Here is a 22736-nt window from a genome sequence, read left to right as displayed (position 1 = left end):
CGATAACTAAATAAGAGGTATTGAGAAAGATCAAACCATGCCACAAGTCATCCTCGTCCGCCTTGTGCCAATGAAGCCGACCAGCGGCGCCAATTTCAGTTCATATCTGACAAACCTCTCGATCCGCGCGTTCGATTTGTCGTTCGGCAATACGGCAGATGGGACGCTCGTCGGGCAGGCACAAGGTGCGTGGGTTCCGAACACTGGTATCAACGCAACGGGGCCAGCGTTCACGCCGGCGACGCAACGGATTCTGCAGCACTTCTCCGTTTATCCGGTGCAGGTGAATCCGCTGCCGGCGCCGCCCGATCCGGATGTTCGTCTCGAGGCGGTGGCGACCGCGGTCATTGAGCTCAATCCGCCGGCAGCGGAGTTCAACACGAGCGACCTGCGCCTTGAGATCAAGCAAGGCACGCAACTCGTCGCGTACGAACGGCTCGACTTCAATGTGAAGACCGAGGCGAATGCGCCGATCTCGAACAATCCGACGACCTACATCAGCGTCGATCCGCCCGCGTTGGTGGTGTCGTTGCCCGATCCCGCGGTTGCGCTCGATCCAAATGCAGCATTCGTCGACTTGCCGACGGACGGCACGCCGCCGAAGTTCGCCTCGCTGCGTACCGCCGTGGACAAGGTGTTGGCGCAGGATCCGAGTGGCGGCACCACGCTCGCCAACCGTAGCCCGCTCACGGCCGCGCAGGCGCGGCAGATCGCGCGCGAGATCATCTGGAATCGCCAGATAACACCGCCGCCCGACCGCCCGAACAATCGGCGGCTCGAGGACATGTACACACGTCCGCAGACCGACACGTCGTGGAGCAACGACGATCGCGATAAGGCGGACATGGATCGCAAGCAGTACGAGGCGAGTCTGCTGGGCTACTACGCGCTTCAAAACGCGAACTCGGATCGGCTCGCGCAATACGTCTTCGCGATATCTGCTGCGGTGTGGGCCGAACAGCAGAGTGCGGCACCGGTGCGTGCGAGTCTGCATTTCCCGGTCGAAACCGGCACGCCGCCGACGCCGGGCTCCACGTTCAGGCAAGCCGATGTGGTCATCGAGGACAACGCCGTCCTGACGCTCAACTTCCAGGTGCCTGCGGATTACTTCTACGCGCTCTCCGCAGTGCTCGCGGCGAACGTCACCGCCGATCAGCGCTATCGCATGGCGACCGACGATGACGAGTCGCGCATCATTTCGGGGATCAAAGCGGCGATCGACGCGAACATCATCGCGGTCGCGGCGATCTCGCCGGAGAACGCCGCTCGACGTCTCGTTGCGATCGGGCGCGGGCGAGTGCAGCGGCCGCCGCTGTGTCCGCTCAATACGGCGGTGAATGCGCTGGTGACCGCGTGGCTCGCGGACATGAACCCGTCGATCGATCCGTTCTGGCAGCAGAGCCCGTTTCCAGCAGCCCTCGTGCCGGGCCATCTCGATCTCGTGCTGGCTATCGTCACTCAGCAGACCGTCGTCACAGCGAACTCGGCCGCGCTGATTGCGGCAATCAAGACCATCCCGGTCGCAAACACGGGGCAACTGAAAGCGCTCACGGTTCAGCAGTGGATGGCTTTCTTCCTGCCCGCGAACGTAGGGTTGCTGCCCGATTTTACGAATCCGGGAACGCCCGAAGAGCGCGTGCAGGCGTTCGTTCGGCAGGTCCGCAAATATTTCGAAGTGCTTTCCATCGCGCCGGCGCCGGTGTTGGGCGCAGGGGGCGGAGCGCTATCTATACCGATCGCCGAAAATGACCCGTTTGAAGCGTTTCTTGCGGCGGCGCCGGGTTTTGCCTTTCCCGTAGCGAATTGGGGCGCGCCGCTCATCGTGAACGCAATTCAGACGGTGTTCCCCGGCGACGCAAACGCGCAGGCCTGGTTGCTCAACGCGCTTCAGACAATCGACGACTTGCTGCGCGCGACAACTGGCGTGGGGCCCGCATCGCTGCAGTTCTCACTGCTCGAAGCGCTCTATGCGCGCGGCTTCACGTCGCGCCCGCAGATTCAAGCGTTGTCGCCGACCGAGTTCGAGTACGCGCTGACGGGAACCGTCGCCTATCCGTTCGCCGCCGCAATTCAGGCCGCGGCCGGCGGTTCGGTCGCGGGCGTGCCCCCTGTGGCGCCTGGCCCGTTCACGCCGATCAATCCAGACGGATCGCTCGTCAACTGCATCCCGCCATGGCACTTGTCCCCGCTGGGTCCGGTGAAATATCTGCACGACCTGCTGGCTACCGGCATCGGTACGACGTGCGATCACCCGGTTGCGACGGGCGATACGCTCGGCACGTTGATTGCGTCTCGACGCGGGCCACTCGGCGATCTGCACGCCACGGCCGCCGATCTCTGCACGACGCTGCCACTGATCGACATCGTCAACGAGAATCTCGAAGCGCTCGTTGACGGCAGCGCGGCGGGCGTCGTGTATGACACGAATGGCACCACGCTCGGCGGACACACGCTCAAGGCGCCGGATAGCAAAGAGGGCGAGGGCCACGCACCGAATGTGCTCTTCGCCGCGCTCCCGGAGTACTCGACGCCGGCGACGCCCCTGAAGCGACCGGGTGCCTACGCTACGCTCGAAGCCGACTTCTCATCGCCGTTGCTGCCGTACTCGCAGCCCCTCGACGTTTCGCGCTCGTATCTCTGCGCGATGGGCACATCGCGCTTCGCGACCATGCGAGCATTTCGCGAGCAGATCACAGAGTTCGCCATCAATGCGAATGAAGAAGCGGTCGATTTCCAGAAGCACCTCTGGCGCTATCCCGTGCGCATCGAACTGGCGATCGAGTACCTCGGTCTCTCGCCGACGGAGTACCAGACGCTCTACGTGAGCCCGATCAGCGCAAACGCGTTGCGCGGCATGTACGGGTTCCCGGCCGACGTGATCGATGGTGTCGACTGGAAGTCGATCGTCGTGCAGGTGCCGGATTTCCTGAGACGCACCCGACTCGAGTACTGCGAGTTCCTCGAATTGTGGAAGTCGAAGTTCGTCGAGTTCGAACGCCAAGTTCCTGATCAGGTGAACGCGGACGGTCAGCCGATCGGTCCAGCGCCGCAAGACACGGACTTCCCGAATTGCGAGCCATGCTGTCCCGAAGGTCTCATCATTCGGTTCACCAATCCCGAATCAGTGGAAGACGCGCTCCGCCGGCTGATGGTGTTCATCCGTCTCTGGCGATCGCTCAAGTGCCTGCGCGGTGCCGGCTACAGTTTTGCCGACCTTCGCGACATCTGCCTGGTGCTCGGGCTGTTCCAGGGCGCCAACGTGGATCCCGAGTTCATCCGACAGCTCGTATCGTTTCAGATCCTGCGTGACGATTGGCGACTCCATCTCGGTACCGACCCGGCCGCACCGAATGCCACGGGCGCGACGCGCACTCGGTTACTCGGATTGTGGAGCGCTGGGCCGGCGTCGTCGTTCGATTGGGCGATCGAGCATCTTCTCGGTTGCGTCGAAGATCGCGCCGAGCGCGAGCATGCGCCGGGACGACGTCCGGGCAGCAATCGTCGCCATCGGCCGCCGGAGTTCATGAAGATCCTCCGCGAGAACCTGGACCCGCTCGCCTTGCTGAGCGGCTTCGATCCGGCCACGGCCCGATGGAATGGGCAGCCGACCAACACGCTCCGCTTCACGGAGGTTTTGGCGAAGATCTATGGCTCGTCATTCACGACGGGTGAGCTGCTGTATCTCTTCTCGGTTGATCAGCATCTCGACGGCGACGATCCATTCTTCCAGCAGGATGGCAACGAAGCGCTTGACCAACCCTTCGATCTTCCAGAAGAGGGGCATCCCTTCGATCTGTGGAACTTGCGCGAGAAGCTCCTGCACGTCCACGCCAAGGACGAAGACTTGGCCGCGCTGACCTGGACGGCCCTTTCGACCGCGATGCGCACGGAGTTCGGCTACGACCCGCCGGTCGGGACGGATCCGCTCCAGACGCTAGGAGAGCACTTTTTTCCCGAGACGCTGGCGCGATCGGGCATTGCCGCCGGACCGCAGGCGCGCCAATACCGCACCGCGCTCACGGGTACGGTCGCAGGCATGTGGAATTTCCCGCATCCCGGCCCCTTCCAGTACGACGTGGTCGCGCAAGAGCTCGTCACTTCCTTGCCCCTGCGCGATGCGGACGTGCTTTTCAAGCTCAACGCGATCGAGCAGTTGACGGCCAACGAGCGCGCCGCGGTTCAACAGCTATACTTCGCGCCGCGAGCGGAACTGGCACGGTTCTCATTTCTTTTCACGAGCCTTGTAGAGGCGGAGAAGGCGCTGATAGAGGAGGCGGACGAATGGAAGCGCTGGGAATACTTCCGACGATCGTTCGTGACGTTCTCGCGCCGTGCGCGTGTCATTGCCGAACACCTGACGGGTCACGTCGCCTACGCCTCGGACAAGAGCGAGGTCGAGATCGATCTCGCATTGTTGATTCTTCGTCGCTTGCAGGGTGACGAAAATCTCGCGACGAGTGCGTGGGAGCGTGACGACGGCCAACTGCCGGCGGGCTTCACCTGGGCGCGGCCGACCGGCGGTGCATTCGCGGCGCTGACGGGTCTCACAGGCACCGGCCTCCTGGGTGAAGTAAGGGGCGCGAGCGGCAGCGCGTGGCCAGAGCTGACCGGTGCGATGAGCGTATTTACGCGAGCCGGCGACGAGTGGAATGCGCCGGTCCCCAGCATCATTCCGAAACTCGATTTCACGCTGCCGGCGGCCGAGCATGAGTTCGCACTGATTCGGAACGGACTTGCCCTTCGCGAAACGGACGGACTGCCGCTCGCTGGCGCCGAAGGATTCGCGGCGCGCTGGTCGGGCGTTCTCATCGTCGAGAGGTCGGGTACGTACACGTTCTTTGCTGGCGCGCCGACGCCGGACTGCGAGCGACCCGATTTCGAGAAGTGCAATCGCAACAAGTGGCGGGTCAATCTCCGACGCGGGCAGAAGACGTTCCGGTTGCTGAACTATCGGTGGGCGGACGAGCAGGCACCGGACCGCATTTCCGGCCCATTGCATCTGAAGCGCGGCGCCTATTTCATCAACATCGATTTCGCGGAGACGCCGCCTGAGTTTGACGAGAAGAACGAATTGGTGCGTGCTCACACCGGCTTCACCGTGAAGTATCAAGGTCCTGATACGGAGGACTGCATCATCGCGCTGCCTATCGAGCGCCTATATCGCGATGTCTCGACCGGTCCGTTGACGAGTGCACAGGCCGTCGTGCCGTCGGCGTTGGAATATCTAGCGCAACAGTACACAAGCAGCCTGCGCGACATTCGTCGCACCTATCAGCGCGCGTTCAAGGCGCTGCTGTTCTGCCATCGATTGCGGTTGTCCGCGGGTCTGGTTGTGCGCGCTAATGTTTCGGAGATCGAGTATATGCTGTCGTCGGCGGCGCCGTTTGCCGGCTGCAGCTACGTGGCCGGCGCGCCGTTCACGTCGCACCGTGCATCACTGGACTTCAATTTCCTTCCGATCGGCGACGTCTACGACGGCGATCCGGAGCGCAATCCGCCCGCTCCACTCGATGCGCGTGCGACACCGTCCGTGCGGCGCAGGCAGGCGTTGTTCGATTGGTTCGAGCGACTATACGACTACACGCATATGCGACAAGCGGTTCGCAGGCACACCGAACGGCTCACCTGGCTTTGCTTCGTCGAGGCATCGAACCAGCAACCGATCGACCCGGTGCCATTGCTCATGGATCTCGGCATCAATATGGACGACGCGCCACTCGTCCTGGACTTCTATGATGGCGTGACCGTCGATTGGACGATGCTCTGCGACGATCGCTGGGCCATTCGCTGCTGGCACGCGTCGCTTTGGGTGCGGAAGCTGTTGCAGGCGTTCGTGCCACTCGATCTGTCGTCCGCGCAGCCCGACGTCTGGGCGGGGAGCACGGCGGCCGCGATGGCCATCGGTAACGCGAACCTGACGAAGTTCTATCGCGACGGTATGATCGAGCGCGTGCCGAGGCGCTATGCCGATCTCGAGCATCTTAACAACCTGTTGCGCGAGCGGGGGCGGGCGGCCTTGCTGGCGTGGCTCGCTGGAATGAATCGCGTGCCCTTGCCCTTCGCACCGGGCACATTTGCGACGTCGGCGAAGGACATCGGCGCGCTGCTGCTGCTCGACGTCGAGGCGGGAATCTGCGAGAAGGCTAGTCGCATCGAAGAGGCGATCACGGCCGTGCAGTCGTTCGTCCAGCGGGCGCGGCTTTCGCAGGAACCGACGTTCACGATCACGCCGGAATTTGCGGCGGCGTGGGACAAGATATTCGCGACGTTGCGCATGTGGCAGGCGTGTTGTCGACGCGTGCTGTACAAGGAAAACTATGTCGAGTGGAGCGAGCACGAGCGCGCGATCCAGACGGAAGCGTTCCGATTCCTCGAATCCGAGCTGAGGCGCGCCACGCTGACAGCGCCCGAGCCAGGCGGCATGGAGTACTGGTCGCCGCCGTATTGGCCCGCGCATCCGTCGCTCATATCACTGCAGCATCGGGAGCCGTCTCATCTTAAGCAGGTGGCGCAACTTGAGAATCTCGGGTTGATGGGCCGACCCGAGCGGCACGCGCGGCCGAGCTGGCTTGCGCCGTCGCAACTGCAGATCGCGGGGGGCGGTGGCGACGGGCCGCCGAACCCCGATGGCAACGGCAACAATGGGCCAGTGATTCTCGCGGTGGCACCAGGCGCAGCGAATGGCAGCGGGGATGGCGATAGGGATGGCAATCCGAATGGGGCTTCGTCGCCGCAGCTGCCTCTTTGGCTGCAGGCCGCGGTCCGACTCGGCACCCGCTTCCTGCGTATCGCCGCGGCCGGAGAGCCGCCGGCCAGTTCTTCGTTCATGCCGCCGGCAACCTCGACGTCGCCGTGCTGTTGTGACTGCGGCCGCGTGCATCCGTCGGTGATGGACGAGTACTACTTCTGGCTCGTGCAGTCGGAGTACTACGATCCGACCGTTCTCAACGTCGCGGATAAGACGCTATATCAAGATGCGGACTGGGGCGCCGCACCCGGCGACATGACGTCAGATTGGCATCGCCCCGCGCAGTTGCCGAAACTGGTCGCCTGGCCGACGAAGCCGATGGTGAAACTTGCCTGGGTTCGCGTGCACAACGGCGAGTTCCAGACGCCGCGCTACTCGGACGACGGTGCGCACGTGAATCCTGCGGCGGGTGAGCCTCAGCTTGAGTTCGACGGTCGCGAGGGTGACTCGCTGCGATTCCGTGTCACCAACGCCGATGCGCTTCCGCTCGGCTACACGGATCCCTCGCCTTGGGGTTTCCGGTATGACATCGCACCGGACACCGCAGTCGTGCTGCCCGAAGTGATCGCGACGCCGGCACCGGCAGGGCCATTCCCGCTATCGCTGTCGGCGTATCCGTTCTTCGTCTATTTCCTGCCCGGAGCGCCCCTCGAACCCTCGGTTTACTCGACAGCGATGACGGTCGCAGCAACGCTGCGCACTCACTGCCGCTACGAGGCGGCGCTGAAGTGGTACGAGCTCTACTTCACGCCGGGTGACAAGGATTTGCGCTGGGCGACGTGCCGCAAGCCGCCGCGCGACGGTGGAAACGTGCCGGGCGTACCCGCCGACGGCGGGAACAATTTTCCCAACCCGGCAGTGCCCGGTGCGGCGCCGCATCGGCCGAACCCCGACGCGAACCCGAACGCCAATCCCAATGGCGCACCCATCGTGCTGGCCGCGGTGCGCAGTGTCGCGCGAACGGATCAGGATCCGTGTTGCGATACTCTCGTCAGGACGGATCTCGCGGCCCGGCAACGCAGCGTCGTGCTGTCCTATCTCGAGACGTTACTTCAGTACGCGCAATCGGCGATGTGCAAGAACTCGCCCGAAGCCTATGCTATGACGAAGCTGCGCCTCGACACGCTCTCGCGATTCCTCGGCGAGCGGCCGCGCACGATCTTCGGCCAGGATGACGACAAGAATCCGCAGACAGTGGCCGCGTTCGTGCCGCGCTTCCCGCCGCTCAATCCGCGTCTCATGGAGATCTACGATAACGTCGTCGATCAACTCGATGCGCTCCACCAATGCCTCACGAAGGCGAGGTTGAAGGGCGGCGTCCTGCACCAGGATACTTCGTATTGGGGTGACGATTCCGTGCGACGCGGTTGGAAGACGGCGGCCTGGAATTGTTTGGACGATGACGGTTGCTGCTGTCCACCCAGCCCTTATCGCTTCCAGTTCCTCCTCCAGCGCGCGCTGGAGACGGCGGGCGACGTGCGTACGTTGGGCGCCGAACTACTTGCGGCATTCGAGAAAGGAGATGCCGAGTTCCTCGCAGCGATGCGTGCAAGGCATGAGCGGCAGCTACAGAACCTGACGGAAGAAATCCGTCGGATGGAGTTCCGCGAAGCGGATTGGCAGGTCCAGGCACTGCAGAAGTCGAAACAGTCCGCGCAGGCGAAGCGACAGTACTACGCGGACCTGATCGCGAACGGGCTCATCCCGAAGGAGCAGAACTACCAGAACCTGACAGGCGTCTCGATGACCACGCGTGCGGCCGGCAACGTGGTCGAAGCGGTAGGCCAGGTCATGAATCTGATTCCCGACAACACGACGGGCGTCGCGGGTATTGCGTCGTCGCCGGTGTCGGTATTCCAGATGCCGATCGGCACGAAGCTCGCGCATGCGTTTGCCGCCGCGGCCCGCATTCTTTATACGGTCGCCGACATCACCACGACTCAAGGCGGCTTGGCGCTGACCGAGGGCGGATGGGATCGTCGCGAGGCCGACTGGGTGTTCCAGGTCACGGTGCTCGATATCGAAATCCAGCAGATCGAGCGGCAGATTCTGGGTGCCGAGCGCAAGCGTGACGCAGCCCTGCGCCAGTTGAACAACTTGGCACAGCAGAAGCAGCAAGCGGCCGAGGTTCAGGATTTCCTGCGCGACAAATTCACGAATCACGCGCTCTATCTCTTCCTGCAGCAGGAGGTCGCAGCCCTACACCGCCAAATGTTCGATGTCGCCTGGTGCTGGGCGCGGCAAGCGCAGCGGGCGTTCCAGCTGGAACGCGAGCTGACGACGCAAACCTACCTGCCGCTGAACGTTTGGGACGGGTTGCACGAAGGCCTGCTGGCCGGTGAACGTCTGTCGGCCGCGCTGCGCGCCATGGAGAAGGCGTACTTCGATCAGAATCGGCGCGAGCAAGAGCTCGTCACGCGTCTGTCGGTGCGCCTCGATTTCCCACTCGCGTTCCTGCAGCTAAAGGTGACGGGCGCCTGCGAGATTGAGATTCCAGAATGGCGTCTCGACCGCGAGTATCCAGGGCACTATCTGCGCCGGGTGAAGGCCGTGAGTCTGACGATCCCCTGCGTCGCGGGTCCGTACACGGGGGTTCATTGCAAGCTCACGCTGTTGAGCAGCGCGACGCGCGTCGAGCCCACGTTGCTCGACGTCGAAGAGTGCTGCCCTGGCGAATGTACTTGTGGTTGTTGCGAGAGGCAGCGCTACGAAGTCATCAAGGACGATCCGCGCATGGTAAAGCGGTATGGCGCGACAGAAGCGATTGCGACCTCCACGGGTCAGAACGACTCCGGACTATTTGAGCTCAATTTCCGAGACGAGCGCTATCTGCCGTTCGAGTACGCGGGCGCGGTGAGTCGCTGGCGGATCGAGCTGCCGATCGAGACGAACGCTTTCGACATCGACACGGTGAGCGATCTGATCTTCCAGTTGAGCTACACCGCTCGCGAAGGTGGATCGCCGCTACGAAGGGCTAGTTGGGCGGCGGCGTCCTGCATGCTGCCGGGCGCGGGACTACGCTTCTTCGATTGGCGACAGGACTTTTCGGACTCGTGGCAGCGGTTCAAGGCGCTCGTGCCGGTCGTCGAAGAGCCGGATTGCGCGCTCACATTACGCATGAGTCGGAGCATGTTCCCATACTTGCCGGGTCAGCGGCCCGTTCGGATGAGACGTGTCGAGCTCTGGTTCGAGGCGCAGGCATGTCACGACGTGCGCAATCATGAGATCGAGTTTGTGCCGGGTCGCGAGTGCGAATGCGACGAGGAGAACGAGGAGTGCTGCGAGCGTTACTTCCTCACCTGCGTCGCGAGCGAAGATTGGCCTTGCTTGTTCCACGGGGTGATCGAATACCCGTTCCCGTTCCTGCGAGACGACCGTCCGATCACCATCGGTGACTTCTTGTTCCCCGAGAGTGTCGGCGTCGTGCACCGCGCCTACTTGGTGTGCTCGTACGAGGCCGGTCCGCCGGAGCGTTGCTTGCCGCGGCAGCCCGTTTGCGACCGCGACTGCGCGGTTCTGTGCTGACAACTGAGCCGTGTGACAGGAGATAGGCCATGGCTAAGAAGCGCACGCACGATGAAGACAAGCCGCCTGCCACGGAGCGGAGGACGCGCGCGGTGAATCTCGTCGAACTGAGGCTTGGCTTCTTCCTCAACGCGGACCAGATCGTCAGCGTGCGGATCTTGCCACAGGAGGAGGGCGAGACTTACGCGCTGATGCAGCTGTCGAATGGCGACAAACTCAATCTCACTCGCGGGGAGTTCACGGCGGTCACCGGTGAGAATCCGCGCCCACAGGTGCGGCTCCGGCAGAAGCCATAGCTGAAACCATAGCTACGGTGTCATTTGGCCCTGCCGTCGTGCTGATGCTGCAGGGTACCTCGGAGCTGCTCCGATTTCATGCGGTCATCAGCTCATCCGCGAAGCAGTACACGACGCTTCGGGCAACCGGACGCCGTTCGCCATCCCTGTGGTGCGAGCTGGTCGGTCCAATTCGTAAGATGGCGAAACGGCTAGAGCGCTTCATAGCTTGATTGAATCGGAGGGGATCGGATTTGGGCGGTTTTTTGGTGCCCAGCATCGCATGACCCGACCTCTTTCCCTGGATCTTCGCGAGCGTGTGGTGGGTCGGTTTTGGCGGGCGAGAGCTGCCGGTCCGCGGCGGAGCGGTTTGGCGTTGCGGTCTCGTCGGTTGTGAAGTGGTCACAGCGGCAGCGGGCGACCGGCTCGGTTGCGCACGGCAAGATGGCGCCACCGCAAGTCACGCCTCGCCGGTACCGGCTATTGTTACGCAGCAAAACTGTCCGCACATTGGATATGCCTCCGGATGCTCGGACCGGGATTACGACTTATCACCTTCGCAGCACGCGCTCTCCACAACAAAACCGCGCGGCACCGGATCGAAGCAGTGGAGCGCTTGTGCATGCGCTGAAATGCTGGTTGCCGATCCTCTGCCGACGCACACCTTCTTGCAGCGGGCCGCCGATGCGGCTTGCGTGGACTCATTATCAATTTTTGGACTTTTTCCTGATGCTGCCGGACAGGGCTGAACTGTTGCAACAATCCCGTTGTTTATTGATTTTATTGAACTTTTCGGCTCGGCGATCTACTTTTGGTGGCACCCTTGAGGGGCACTGTGCCAAGATTACCACATTCCGTACAGGTCGCCACGGGCGAGATTTCGTTAGCCGCTGTGACCGGTCTGCTCCGACGATAGAGGCGGTTCGTGCTAGTCATTAGGGGACGAGACAACGACGGCCTGCCTTGACAGCCCAGACCATTGCCGACCCGCAATCCTTCATCCGCGCCAACACCCGGCTGCGGTCGGTGCCACTGGTGCCGGAAATCGTCGTCTTCCTCGCCGATGAATCGTTGCCGCTCTGGCAGCAGACCGAGAACGAGCTTAACGAGACCGGCCTCCCCCCGCCCTTTTGGGCCTTTGCCTGGGCGGGCGGTCAAGCCCTGGCGCGTTATGTGCTCGATCATCCCGATACCGTGCGCGACCGGCGCGTGCTCGACATCGCTTCCGGCTCCGGACTCGTCGGCATCGCGGCGATGAAGGCCGGCGCGGTCGGGGTGACCGTGTCCGACATTGACGCCTTCGCGATCGTGGCAGCCGAACTCAATGCGGAGGTTAACCAGGTCCATCTCACGCCGTGCGGCGAGGATTTGCTCAACACTCAACCAAACGACCGATGGCAGACCATCCTCGCGGGCGACATCTTCTATGAGCGAGACACCGCGACGCGTGCCTTCGCATTTCTGGCCGACCACGCGCGCGCCGGCGCGACCATCTTGATCGGCGACCCCGGGCGCTCTTTCCTTCCGCAGGCAAAACTTGTCCGTCTCGCTGACTATCGCGTACCGGTGAACCGCGACCTAGAAGACGCCGAGATCAAGCATACGGCAGTTTGGTCCATCTCGCCGGATTCTCTGTAAGTTGGGTCGCGCGGCGTCAGTCGTGGTCTCGGCGAACTCCAGGCGTGCAACACCGCAAGCACCATCAGATCGAAGGTGGGGTCGAGGTCGCCGCGCTCGAGCGCGGGATTCAGATATTGCCTAGCGCTGATCGGGGTCGTCCAGATCCCACAGCAGGAAGCGCCCAACGGCGTACAGGGCTGCCGCATCCAGGGTGAGGACCCTTCGTCTAAGGCGTATCCTCATAAACGTCGGCTTACGAGTGCAAAGCGGAACTCGGGCTTGCCGAGCGTGATCGGCGGCTTGTGACCCGAAGCGGAAATTGCGACTGTGAAGATCACTTAGTAAGATTGAATGTGACCGTACACTAAACTTTAGCGAGTTTCCTGTAGACAGAAGCGAACGAGTGATGGGGCCCAACCGTGCATGGACTTCCGGTTATTGGCGGACTAATTAGCGGCCTGATCTTCGGTGTCTTCACTGCGTTTTTTCAGCTTATTGGACTGGCAGCGCTCGCTCTTGGTGCTCAGCAATTGTTCAATGCCCCGCTCACTCCAAAGCAAGACTTGCTCCTTAATTTAACCGTCTATTCGATCTTGCTCTTGATCATCTTCTTTCATGGTTTTCTTAGCAATGACGAACCAACTCGATCGCAGTCCTTTTATCGATCTGCCATCGTTACTTTCCCGCTGCCGGGCATTTGGCTGATGTATGCATGGCCGACTTACGGTGGTTAGAGCCTACGCGAGCGAGACGGGCGCTGACGTGCAAAGGTCTACAATTCTTCTGCCGCACACCCTGGCGACGAACCAGTCGACAATCTAGGCATAACAAGATGCCGATGATCATGTCGCTCGTTAGCCGTCTCGGGATACTCATCGCTATTAGCCTATTGATATCCGGTTGCGGAAGAACAGAGAGCTATCGATACAAGCTAACGCTGGCCGTCAGCACGCCTGATGGCGTCAGGCGCGCTTCGACTGTGGTCCGAGTGACATTTCGGGACGTTTCGTTTCCGGCACGGGGCACGATACACAAGCTAGATGGCCAAGCTCTCTATCTGGATCTGGGCCCAGGTAAGCGTCCCCTGATTGCGTTGCTCACAAATAGGCTCCATCGAAAATACGACGACGAGATTCGTTGGACCGGGGAAGCGGGACCAGGAACCCGTCTTATATTACAGGCATATGGGCAGCCCTTTTCTCGGGAATTTATGGACGATGTACCGCGTGTCGCTCGTTTACGCGGTCCGCGCAAAATCAGCCCCAATGATCTGCCGGATCTAGTGACATTTGCAGATATAGGGGATCCGAACAGCGTCATCGAAGTCGACCGCAACGATCTCCAGGCGTCGCTTGGAGCCACCATAATATGGAACGAGGTCGCAATCGAAAGCACCGGCGAGCCGATCACGAGAGGCCTCGAGCGCGACCTGCCGTGGATAGCGACGTACTTCCAAAACAATCTGCGTCTCGACAGATCCAGTCTGACAGGCGAACAAACAGTCGCCAATCGCCTAAGCTGGTGGGACTTTGTTCAGTCAAGCGAATTGAAAAGGAACAACTGACGGGCGCCTAGCACTCGACACCCGATCGATGCTCAGCAGTCTGCTTATGGCCCGTTCGAGACCTGCCGGCCCGAGCTGACGACTTCCGCTTATCGGCGTTGATCGGAAGTCATCGCCTCATGGGCAAACCGACGAGAATGACCCTGAGGGGACATCGGAGCGTCGACAGGAGGGAGCTCCCTTGACGCAGTTGGATGAGGACAGCAGCGGGCCGCGAGCATGGACGAGAAGGTACGAACTGGCGGAGCGCGCCCAACAATCGGCTCCCCGAGGCTGCCAAGCCCTTCCGTGACAATGAGTACACAGCCTAGCGAAATCGCCAGCAAATCTCCACCATTGCCACCTTCCGATCAGACTTTGCTTCCGGCCGCAAGAAGCAAGAGTTTAAAGCAGCCGTGTTCACGACCTGAACTTAAGTCTCAAGCCCCCCTTCCTGCTTGAATCATCATCATTGTGATTTGGTCGTACACGATCAGGTACAGGGCGTGGCCTTTGCCGTCTCATTGGTTGGTTGTGAGTCAGAGCCATGTGGAGCGGTGGCCAGGGGTCGCATTGTAAGCACCAGGACCGCGCCCGAAAGCAAGTACAGCGCCATCACGAAATATATTCCATAGATGTTGTCGCCGGTGTTCCGCACGATCAGCCCGTTGATCGATGGGCCCACGGCCGGGCCAAGATTTCCGAGACTGGTAATGAGGGCAAGTCCACCGGCCACCGCGCCGGCAGAGAGATACTCACTGGCCAGCGCATAGAAGAGCGGCGGCGCCGATACAAAGCCGATGACGGCAAAAGAGAGAGCCAGGATCGAACCAACGAAGGTGCCCTGGAGCAACATAATGGCGATGAGACCGCCGGCCGCAATCATGACGCAGCTCACATAGTGCCATCGGCGCTCATGACCCGCGTCCGAATGACGACCGATCAAGATCATGCAGACAATGCCCGCAGCGTTAGATATTGCGTGATAGATGCCGATCATGAACGGGTCCGTCACGCCCCAGCTATGGATCAGCGTCGGCATCCAGAATACCATGGTATAATTGGCGCCCAGCAGAAGGAAACAGACCAGCGACAACATGTAGATCTTCGGGTCTTGCAGCATCTGTCCGAATGTCCCCGAGGTTGCCTTCACGATGTTCCCTTTGTCACGTTGCAAAGCGTCCTGCAGCAGCGCCTTCTCCTCCCTCGACAGCCACGAGGCCTGGGACGGCTTGTCCTTAAGCAGGTAGTACACAAGAATGCCGAGGATCGGCGCAGGCAGCCCCTGGATCACAAAGAGCCACTGCCAACCACAAAGGCCGCTGACGCCGTCGAGATATTTCAGGATCGCGCCAGACAGAGGACCTGCGATGAACATCACGAGAGGGGGCGCCGACAAGAGAATCGCGATTACCTGCCCGCGCCTCGCCGACGGATACCAGTAAGTCAGGTACAGAAGCACGCCCGGGGCGAAGCCGGCCTCGAAGGCACCAAGAAAGAACCGCGCAGCATAGAACTGGAGCGGCGTTGTTACGAACATCGTGGCGGTGACCGCCAATCCCCAGAGCACCATGATCCGCAACAAGGTCTTGCGTGCGCCAATCCTCTCCAGAAGAAGATTGCTGGGCACCTCAAACAGAAAATAACCGATGAAGAAAATGCCTGCGCCGACGCCGTAGACGGCATCATCGAACGGGAGTGTCTGCTTCATCTGAAGCTGTGCAAAACCAATATTGATGCGGTCGAGAAAGGCGATCATGCTGGCGATCAGCAGTAGCGGTATAATGCGCCAGTATACTTTCGCGAAGACCGTCTTGCTGACCGGGTTCTCTAAGACGGCTGACGGTGTGTTGCTTGCTGCAGGCTGGTGCATTCTTGTTCCTTCCAAGTGTTGCTGCGTTTCTGCGAACAAGCCGCTGCTCCATTGCGCGGGAGTGATGGTCTGACTTCGAAAGCTTAGGCGATCTTTGCCTCGATGACGCTGAGACGTCCGGCCGGGTAGGTTGCGGTGTGAGTAAAGCCAGATTCGCGAAACAGCCGCGCGTATTGCTTTTCCGTTCTCTCGAGGCCGCCGGGTCCGCGAAGCATGAGCAGGTCGGTCAGCGTATGCTCCCTGTGCTCATCGCTTACGCCCGGGACTTCAGGCATGAGCCGTTCGACAAGCAGCAGCACGCCACCATTCGGAAGCGCCCCTCGACAGTTTGCAAGGATAGCCAAGCTGCGCTCATCACTCCAATCGTGGATGATGTGCTTCATGACAATGACATCTGCGATGGATGGAATCGTCTGGAAGAAATCGCCGACCATGAATTTGATGCGATCGCCGAGCCCAATCCGCTTCAGGTGGCCAGTCGCTGACTCGGCGCAGCGCGGAAGGTCGAAAATGGTCCCATGGATATGCGGAAATTGCCCGAGGATGGCGCCGAGCAGTTCGCCAGAGCCGCCACCGACATCCATGACATGCGCGAACGCACCGAAGTTGTAGGCCCGCAAGATATCCGGAATTGCCAGACGGGTTCCCTCACTCATTGCCGCATTGAATACGCCGACCATTTCTGGATCGCGCACCATGAGATCAAAGCTGTTCTCAATGCCGAGCATTTGCGCCGCGTTCTTGCCGGTCATGATCGAGTCCAGCAACCCGGTCCACGATTTGGCAAGGAACTGGCCTTCAAAGATTGACCAGTTCTTGAGGGATTGCGGTGCCGCCCCATCAAGGAAGGCGCCCAGTTCGGTCAGTGCGTATCGCTCTTCAGCGACCTTGCAAACGCCTATGGTCGAAAGTGCCGCCAGCAGGCGGCCGAGCGCTTGCTTGGCTGCGCCCGTCGCCTCGACGAGCTCGCCAAGCGTCCGCGGTTCATTGCGCAAGAGTTCAGCGATCCCGAGCTTTGCAGCGACATAGATCACCGCGGTCACGCGCTGCGAACGAATAAGGTCCATCAGTTCTGCAGGGGCTTGAGTAGAGGACATTGATTCTTCCCTCTCATGTTGTCATTGGCCCCGGTCCAACCTCGCTTCTCAGCCTTCATAACGGAAGAAGTGCTGGAAACTGAAATACTTAGCGCAACAAAACGAGTCGGGCGAACAATGGTGTCCTACCTTGCATTGACTGTCCTGCCGAGCGCCCGTCAGGACGGTTCGCTATGCCCGATCGCAGGATGATGCTGTACAATCGCCATCGCGTCCTGAAAGTCTGCCGATGGTCGGCCGATAATTTCCGAACGATGCCACGAGGCTTTCTTGCTCAAGATCTCGCAACCTTCGATTGTGGTGGGCGACCGGACCGTGGATATGGCTCGCGAATTGTTGCTCGATGGACGCGGCCGCATAGTTCCATTGCGCCCTCAGGCCTGGGCGGTGCTCCGGCTGCTCGCGCAACGTGTTGGGCACCTGGTTCAGAAGGACGAGATACTGGATGAAGTCTGGCCGAACTGCGAGGTCACCGAAGACTCCCTTGTCCAAGCCATCGGTGACATCAGGCACGCCTTGGGCGCGCCGGGCCGATCCGCCCTAAGAACGTTGCCTCGCCGGGGTTACATGCTGGTTGCGGATGGAGATTCAATCGAGCGTTCAGATTCTTCGAACGCTGCGGCCACCTCGACACCGAACAAAATCGAAGAACCGTCGGATTCATCTATCCCATCCCTATCCATCGTCGTTCTGCCATTCGCCAACATCGGTGGCGATCTCGAGCAAGAGTATTTCGTCGATGGCGTGACTGACAGCCTGACCACAGACTTATCGCGCATCGCCGGTGCGCTTGTCATCGGCCGCAGCACCGCTTTCACCTTCAAGGGAAGAGCGCTCGACGTGAGGACGATTGGGCGCGAACTGAATGTACGTTACGTGCTGGAGGGATCAGTGCAGCGCGGGGGCAACCGCTTTCGCCTTAACGTCCAATTGACCGACGCGGAAACCGGAGCGCAAGTTTGGGCCGAGCGCTTCGACAAGCCCGCCGCCGATTTGCTGGACATGCAGGATGAGATCGTGTCCCGGCTTGCCAATACATTGAACGCCGAACTCATCAAGGCTGCAGCGCGACGCGCAGAACGGTTGCTCCAGCCGGACGCCACTGATCTATATTTTCAGGGCAAGGCTTTCCTAAGCACGGGAATTACGCCTGCAGTGATGGCGCGGGCAAAGGATTTCTTCGAGCGAGCGCTGGCGCTTGATCCCGACCATGTTGAGGCGGCAGTTGCCGCGGCTCAAGTCGATTTTGCGATCGGTTCTTCCTCCATGGCCGAGGACGCATCGGCGCTTTTCAGGGCCTCAGAGGAGAGGCTGAACGATGTGTTGCTGCGGGCACCGAACCATCCTAGGGCTCACATGTTGGTTGGCGCGGTTCAAATTCGGACCAATCGCGCTGCCAAGGGTATCGCCAAATGTATGCAGGCGCTGGCGCTCGATCGGAATTTGGCAGATGCGCATGGATTCATCGGGCTTGGCAAATATGCGCTTGGGCGTGGCGAGGAGGCCGAGGGACATATTCAGGAGGCACTACGCTTATCCCCGCGCGATGCGCGTGCCTTTCTTTGGTTCATGATTGTCGGGATGGCCAAGTTGATGACCAACGTAGACGTTGAAGCACTCGGCTGGCTTCGCCGGAGTATTGAGGCCAACCCCAATTTCGCCCTGTCTCAATTTCACTTGGCTGGCGCGTCGGCCATGATGGGGGAACTCGAGGAAGCGCGATCCAGTGCCAAGGCTGGACTGTCGCTTGATCCTGACTTCACTATTCGCCGATATGCCATCAGCACCTCCTTCCTGTCCGAAAATCCGCGATGGCTTGCCAGGCGCGAGCGTCTCTATGAGGGCATGCGCCTGGCAGGCATACCGCAGGGGTAACGCTCGGATGGCGAAGGCCTCGGTAGTAAATTGCCCGACGCTGGTATCAGTCAAAGTCCATCCCGGCTGGGCATCGTGACAGATATAATTTGGAGCAGACTTGAGCAAAGCTTTGAGATGTTCAATTACGTCTTGTCAGCCGGTCGTCACGGCGGATATTCCTAAACAAACATTGCGCATGGCGCGGAGTTCCGCTTCTGGCCCGGGGCTGACTTCCCCTTTTGGCCTCGCAGGGTCCGGCTCCGAGGGCCGAGCGGAAAGCGATCGTGACCCATCGAGGGCAGCTTTTGACCCAAAGCGGGCCTCAGTGAGCCTTGCATGGCAGCTTAAGGTTGATGCAGAATACCGGCATTGGGAAAAGCTATTTCAGGGAGGATGGAATGCGACGCTTCGCGTTGATTTCGACCGTTCTAGCTTGCATGGCAAGCGCAGCCAATGCTCAAACATCGATTACCCGAACTGAATTGAAGCGCGGTGATCTAACGAACAAGGACATGGACGTCATTGTCGTGGTGGTTGAGGTCCCGCCAGGTGAGGCATTGGCGAAGCATATTCATCCGGGCGAGGAGATCGTCTACATACTTCAAGGGGCTACACTTGATTTGCCAGACGGAACACACCGAGAATTGCCAACAGGTGCTGCGGTGATTAACGCACGGGACGTCCCGCACGCGGGGTTCAAGATCGGTGGCGACAAGGCGCTTAAGATGCTGAACGTTTTCGTCGTCGATAAGGGCAAGCCGATGACTGAGTTCGTTAAGTAGCTGGACCTCGGCTTCTTTGTGGAGACAGCCCCCCAGTCCACTTCGACTGAGCTGCATTGCCGCGCTCCTCAAGCCAGCTTGTGGCCCCTCGGCGAAGCTGCACCTCGGCGATCGGAAATCCGTTCATTGAGGCAGAGCGCACTAGATTTGCTCAATCTGAGTTCTTCACGTTGTGACCCGAACCAGTCATGGGCCAATTTCAACTCAGTACAGCTTCAACTATACTGACCGCTGAGTTGGTAGGTACGGTACTGTTCAATCGAAATCCAGACTTGCTCAAGAGCGCCGCATATTCGGCTTCGGTGCGTTCTACTCCACCAACCACAACGAGCATTACCATATCGAGGATTTTGCCCGGATGCGGCGTGTCACCCGGAGGAAGGACCATCTCGATAATCAACAGCCGTCCGCCCGGCTTCATCGCTCTACGGCAGTTGTCAAGAATCGTGACGCACTGTTCGTCGTTCCAGTCGTGTAGAATGTGCGAGAGAATGTAGCAATCGCCTCCCGACGGAACGGCGTGGAAAAAGTTGCCGGACTCAATGGCGACACGTTCCGTCACCGCTTTGGCCTTGAGCAGCGGAGGTGCTTCCGCAACAACGTGCGGACTGTCGAACAGCACCCCGCGAGGTCCGGGGTGTTGGGCGAGGATGGCAGCGAGGACGCTGCCGGTGCCTCCGCCGACGTCGACGACGGTTTTGCAGGTCGAAAAATCGTAGCCCGCTGCGACCGCCGCCGGCTCGCCGGCATGTACGCCAGTGATCATTTTGTTGAACAAAGACGCGTCGCTTGGATTTTTGCTCAGATAGTCAAACAGCGGCAGGCCCGAGACTTTCTCCATTGCTGTCTCGCCAGTCTCGATGGAATGCAGCATCTGCTGGAATGCCGCACTGTGCCATTCGCTGCCATGCAGAAGAATTGCTGCCTGAGCAGAACCGGGCGCATCGGTCTTGAGCGCTTCACCGAGGGGCGTCAGCGCAAAGCGCTGGTTATCGGTTTCTGTCAATACCCCTAGACTCGCCAGCGTACGCATGAGCCGATGCAATGAGGGGGCATGGGTGCGCGTGACGTGAGCTAATTCAATTGCGTTCTTTGGTCCATTGGAGAGTTGATCGGCAAGCCCCAGCTTGGCAGCATCGAATACCACGCGTGAAATCCAATAGGCGCTGCCCATCTGTATGAGTTGGATGTGAGGGGGCAGCGCCTGCGCGGAAGACGACGAGGCCATTGGTTCAAATCCCAAAATAAGACGAACGGAATATTGCCCGATGAAGCTGATACCCACAAGTATGTCCGCTTCAGGCCCGTTGCTGCCATTCTGGGTTGCCGGTTGGAGGTCCGCAGCTGGCGGTGAACCAGACGTAGCGAGCCGCCGGTTCTAGGTCTCAGGTTGACCCATAGCGGTCAAACGAAGCCGGCGACAAAACATTGATTGCCCGAAATTGGAAATAAAACCCATGGCGTTCTGGATTGCCGGCTCGGTTGGATTGGTGGTCGCCTATCTTCTCGGCTCGATGCCCACGGGCTATCTGGCGGGGAAGCTCCTCAGGGGCATCGATATTCGAAAGCATGGCTCCAGATCTACCGGCGCCACGAATGTCTTGCGGACCCTTGGAAAATGGCCTGCTCTGGTGGTGCTCATCGTCGATATGCTGAAGGGCGCGGCGGCCATCATCGTTGCCCGCTCGTTCTGTCCCTGGCTCTCGACAGAGTTATCCTCCACACCGCCGACCGCGCTTGAGTTGCAAACTTGGCTGCCATGGGCAGTTTGCGCGGCCGGAATTGCCGTAATGTTGGGGCATGGCCGTTCGATCTGGCTGAACTTTACGGGCGGCAAATCTGCTGCGACCGGGCTTGGCGTCTTGTTGGCGATGTCATGGCCGGTCGGATTGGGGGCCGCAGCGGTCTTTGGCATTGTGGTGGCTATGGTTCGGATTGTTTCTCTTGGCTCGATCCTCGCGGCCTTGACCGCAATCGTCCTCGTCTGCGTGCTAGAGCACCCGTCGCCCTATCGATTGCTGGTGATCGCAGGCGCTGTCTACGTGATCGTTCGCCATCGCGCCAACATTCAACGGCTGTTCGCGAGGACGGAGCCGCGCCTGGGTCGAAGTGCCTCGGATGCACAAGCGCAACTTTAGCGCATGTGCTTTCCGCTGCTTCGATATCAACTATGGACCGCCTGTTGGCCCATGATTGACTTCGCCTCTTAGGCTGGCAGGGTCCGCTTCAAAGGGCTGAGCAGAAACCATTGCCGAAACCGCCGAGGGCAGCCTTTGACCCGAAGCCGACGTCTCGCTTGTTTATTCAAAATTGAGTACATGGTGCATTCTCGGTTGACAGTAGTATCCATTACAACCTAGCTCTCGCTTTTAGGCTTGCGCATTGGAAGCGAGCGGATCGATGACGTCGCGAGCAAAAGCGTATTCGGCCTTTGTGCTCCTCTCATTGCCGATTTTGGCGCTCGGCTGGTTCATCCTAGATGGCAGTACGACGCGGCCGCGCGTCGTTCGTTCACGGCTCACAATCGTAGTCGATACTCCAGACGGTGAGCGCTCGGGCTCTAGTGTCACGCAAGAAACGATCAGCTTCCCCGGTGGTCTGACGAGGGCTCAAGGTTGGGCCCTTTGGACCAACTTCGTCGGAGAAGCGGCCTTTGTAGATTTAGGGCAACGAGGTCTTCTCTTTGCTACGCTGGTAAAGCCAAGCTGGCTCGACAGTCCGGGGTGGGTTGGCAGCGGCGGCTATAACGCTAATCTAATGGTATTCCCACGAGAACAATTCCGTGGGAAGGTTGCGCCAAACGCTTCGTCAAATGCGGAATATGCCGCCTATCTCGACGACGTTAATCGACTTAAGCCGAAGGCAGAGCTACCCCTCAAGGATCTGCCGGTCCTGGCTCGATTTGGCGACCCCAACGTGCCGACTAGCGTCGCATTGGTTGACCCGCATGACTTAGCTGCAAGCTTCGGTCCAGGCGTGACTCTAAAGAAAGTTACCGTCGAGATCACCGACGATCCGATTACGACCGGGATCGACGCGAGGTTAGCTTGGTTGAAATCGAGCCCGCATACTGAACCCCTTTTCCCTAACCCTTCTCATCAGCCGCCGACAGGCAATAACCCGGCGCGAAAGCTTACTTATGACGCGTTCAGAATGCCGAAGGGCCGCCCATAAGGCGACGAACGTGTGAAGTCCGCTGATGGCCCGAAGCGGAAGCTGCGCGTTGGAGCGGCTAATGTATTCGGCAATGTTCCGAGGAGTTTTAACGGCTCATCTTCTTGGTGCAGATCGGGTCACCTTTGGGCATTGGGTTGCAATCCCAATCCGGTCCGAAGGTAAGCCTCCGGCCGAGGCCGCCTTCCCGGATTGCGGTCGGGCATGAGATGATTTGCTCATTAATTTGCAAGCAAATGAGC

General features: G+C 60.1%; 12 protein-coding genes and 1 pseudogene. 10 read left to right on the top strand and 3 right to left on the bottom strand.

From position 1 onward, the window contains the following. The first annotated feature begins 37 nt into the window (after positions 1-37). The 6 genes and pseudogenes from XH87_RS24110 (at position 38) to XH87_RS24085 (ending at position 13732) form a co-directional block, all read left to right on the top strand. Complete coding sequence (locus XH87_RS24110; protein WP_271589180.1) at positions 38-10273, top strand: neuraminidase-like domain-containing protein; 10236 nt, start codon at positions 38-40, stop codon at positions 10271-10273. A 29-nt stretch (positions 10274-10302) separates the two neighbouring features. Next, complete coding sequence (locus tag XH87_RS24105; protein WP_271589179.1) at positions 10303-10569, top strand: hypothetical protein; 267 nt, start codon at positions 10303-10305, stop codon at positions 10567-10569. 262 nt (positions 10570-10831) lie between these two features. Beyond that, a pseudogene (locus tag XH87_RS24100) lies at positions 10832-10995 on the top strand (helix-turn-helix domain-containing protein); the annotation flags it as partial. 516 nt (positions 10996-11511) lie between these two features. Next, positions 11512-12186 (top strand): class I SAM-dependent methyltransferase, encoded by a 675-nt coding sequence (locus XH87_RS24095; protein WP_271589178.1) that lies wholly within the window; start codon positions 11512-11514, stop codon positions 12184-12186. Positions 12187-12587: 401 nt separating this feature from the next. Continuing rightward, on the top strand, positions 12588-12902 hold the full coding sequence (locus XH87_RS24090; protein WP_271589177.1) for a hypothetical protein: 315 nt from the start codon (positions 12588-12590) through the stop codon (positions 12900-12902). A gap of 98 nt (positions 12903-13000) precedes the next feature. Continuing rightward, positions 13001-13732 (top strand): hypothetical protein, encoded by a 732-nt coding sequence (locus XH87_RS24085; protein WP_271589176.1) that lies wholly within the window; start codon positions 13001-13003, stop codon positions 13730-13732. Positions 13733-14204: 472 nt separating this feature from the next. Here XH87_RS24085 and XH87_RS24080 read toward each other — a convergent pair whose 3' ends face one another. Together XH87_RS24080 and XH87_RS24075 are read right to left on the bottom strand one after the other, a co-directional pair. Next, entirely contained in the window at positions 14205-15584 is a 1380-nt protein-coding gene (locus XH87_RS24080; protein ID WP_271589175.1) for an MFS transporter, read from the bottom strand. A gap of 83 nt (positions 15585-15667) precedes the next feature. Further along, positions 15668-16681 carry a methyltransferase gene (locus XH87_RS24075; protein WP_271589174.1) on the bottom strand — a complete coding sequence of 338 codons (1014 nt, stop codon included), beginning with the start codon at positions 16679-16681 and terminating at the stop codon, positions 15668-15670. A 270-nt stretch (positions 16682-16951) separates the two neighbouring features. On the opposite strand from XH87_RS24075, the gene XH87_RS24070 reads away from it, so the two are divergent. Both XH87_RS24070 and XH87_RS24065 read left to right on the top strand, forming a co-directional pair. Further along, the gene (locus XH87_RS24070) at positions 16952-18556 is read left to right on the top strand and encodes a winged helix-turn-helix domain-containing tetratricopeptide repeat protein (RefSeq protein WP_271589173.1); all 1605 of its coding nucleotides are present in this window, start codon (positions 16952-16954) and stop codon (positions 18554-18556) included. A 380-nt stretch (positions 18557-18936) separates the two neighbouring features. Continuing rightward, positions 18937-19320 (top strand): cupin domain-containing protein, encoded by a 384-nt coding sequence (locus XH87_RS24065; RefSeq protein ID WP_271589172.1) that lies wholly within the window; start codon positions 18937-18939, stop codon positions 19318-19320. A 199-nt stretch (positions 19321-19519) separates the two neighbouring features. Here XH87_RS24065 and XH87_RS24060 read toward each other — a convergent pair whose 3' ends face one another. Beyond that, positions 19520-20605, bottom strand: coding sequence for a methyltransferase (locus XH87_RS24060; protein ID WP_271589171.1), 1086 nt, complete (start codon positions 20603-20605; stop codon positions 19520-19522). A 172-nt stretch (positions 20606-20777) separates the two neighbouring features. Here XH87_RS24060 and plsY point away from each other — a divergent pair, with 172 nt between their 5' ends. Together plsY and XH87_RS24050 are read left to right on the top strand one after the other, a co-directional pair. After that, positions 20778-21458 carry a glycerol-3-phosphate 1-O-acyltransferase PlsY gene (gene plsY / locus XH87_RS24055; RefSeq protein WP_271589170.1) on the top strand — a complete coding sequence of 227 codons (681 nt, stop codon included), beginning with the start codon at positions 20778-20780 and terminating at the stop codon, positions 21456-21458. Positions 21459-21720: 262 nt separating this feature from the next. Next, positions 21721-22494 carry a hypothetical protein gene (locus XH87_RS24050; protein WP_271589169.1) on the top strand — a complete coding sequence of 258 codons (774 nt, stop codon included), beginning with the start codon at positions 21721-21723 and terminating at the stop codon, positions 22492-22494. Positions 22495-22736: the final 242 nt, after the last annotated feature.

The sequence above is a fragment of the Bradyrhizobium sp. CCBAU 53415 genome (genome assembly GCF_028128735.1).
In the GTDB taxonomy this organism is placed as follows: Bacteria; Pseudomonadota; Alphaproteobacteria; order Rhizobiales; family Xanthobacteraceae; genus Bradyrhizobium.
This window is presented reverse-complemented; position numbering and strand designations above follow the sequence as displayed.

Coding starts and splice junctions, on each gene's coding strand:
- XH87_RS24075 (WP_271589174.1), bottom strand. CDS start 16,681: ATGTCCTCTACTCAAGCCCCTGCAGAACTGATGGACCTTATTCGTTCG.
- plsY (WP_271589170.1), top strand. CDS start 20,778: ATGGCGTTCTGGATTGCCGGCTCGGTTGGATTGGTGGTCGCCTATCTT.
- XH87_RS24065 (WP_271589172.1), top strand. CDS start 18,937: ATGCGACGCTTCGCGTTGATTTCGACCGTTCTAGCTTGCATGGCAAGC.
- XH87_RS24085 (WP_271589176.1), top strand. CDS start 13,001: ATGCCGATGATCATGTCGCTCGTTAGCCGTCTCGGGATACTCATCGCT.
- XH87_RS24105 (WP_271589179.1), top strand. CDS start 10,303: ATGGCTAAGAAGCGCACGCACGATGAAGACAAGCCGCCTGCCACGGAG.
- XH87_RS24110 (WP_271589180.1), top strand. CDS start 38: ATGCCACAAGTCATCCTCGTCCGCCTTGTGCCAATGAAGCCGACCAGC.
- XH87_RS24050 (WP_271589169.1), top strand. CDS start 21,721: ATGACGTCGCGAGCAAAAGCGTATTCGGCCTTTGTGCTCCTCTCATTG.
- XH87_RS24080 (WP_271589175.1), bottom strand. CDS start 15,584: ATGCACCAGCCTGCAGCAAGCAACACACCGTCAGCCGTCTTAGAGAAC.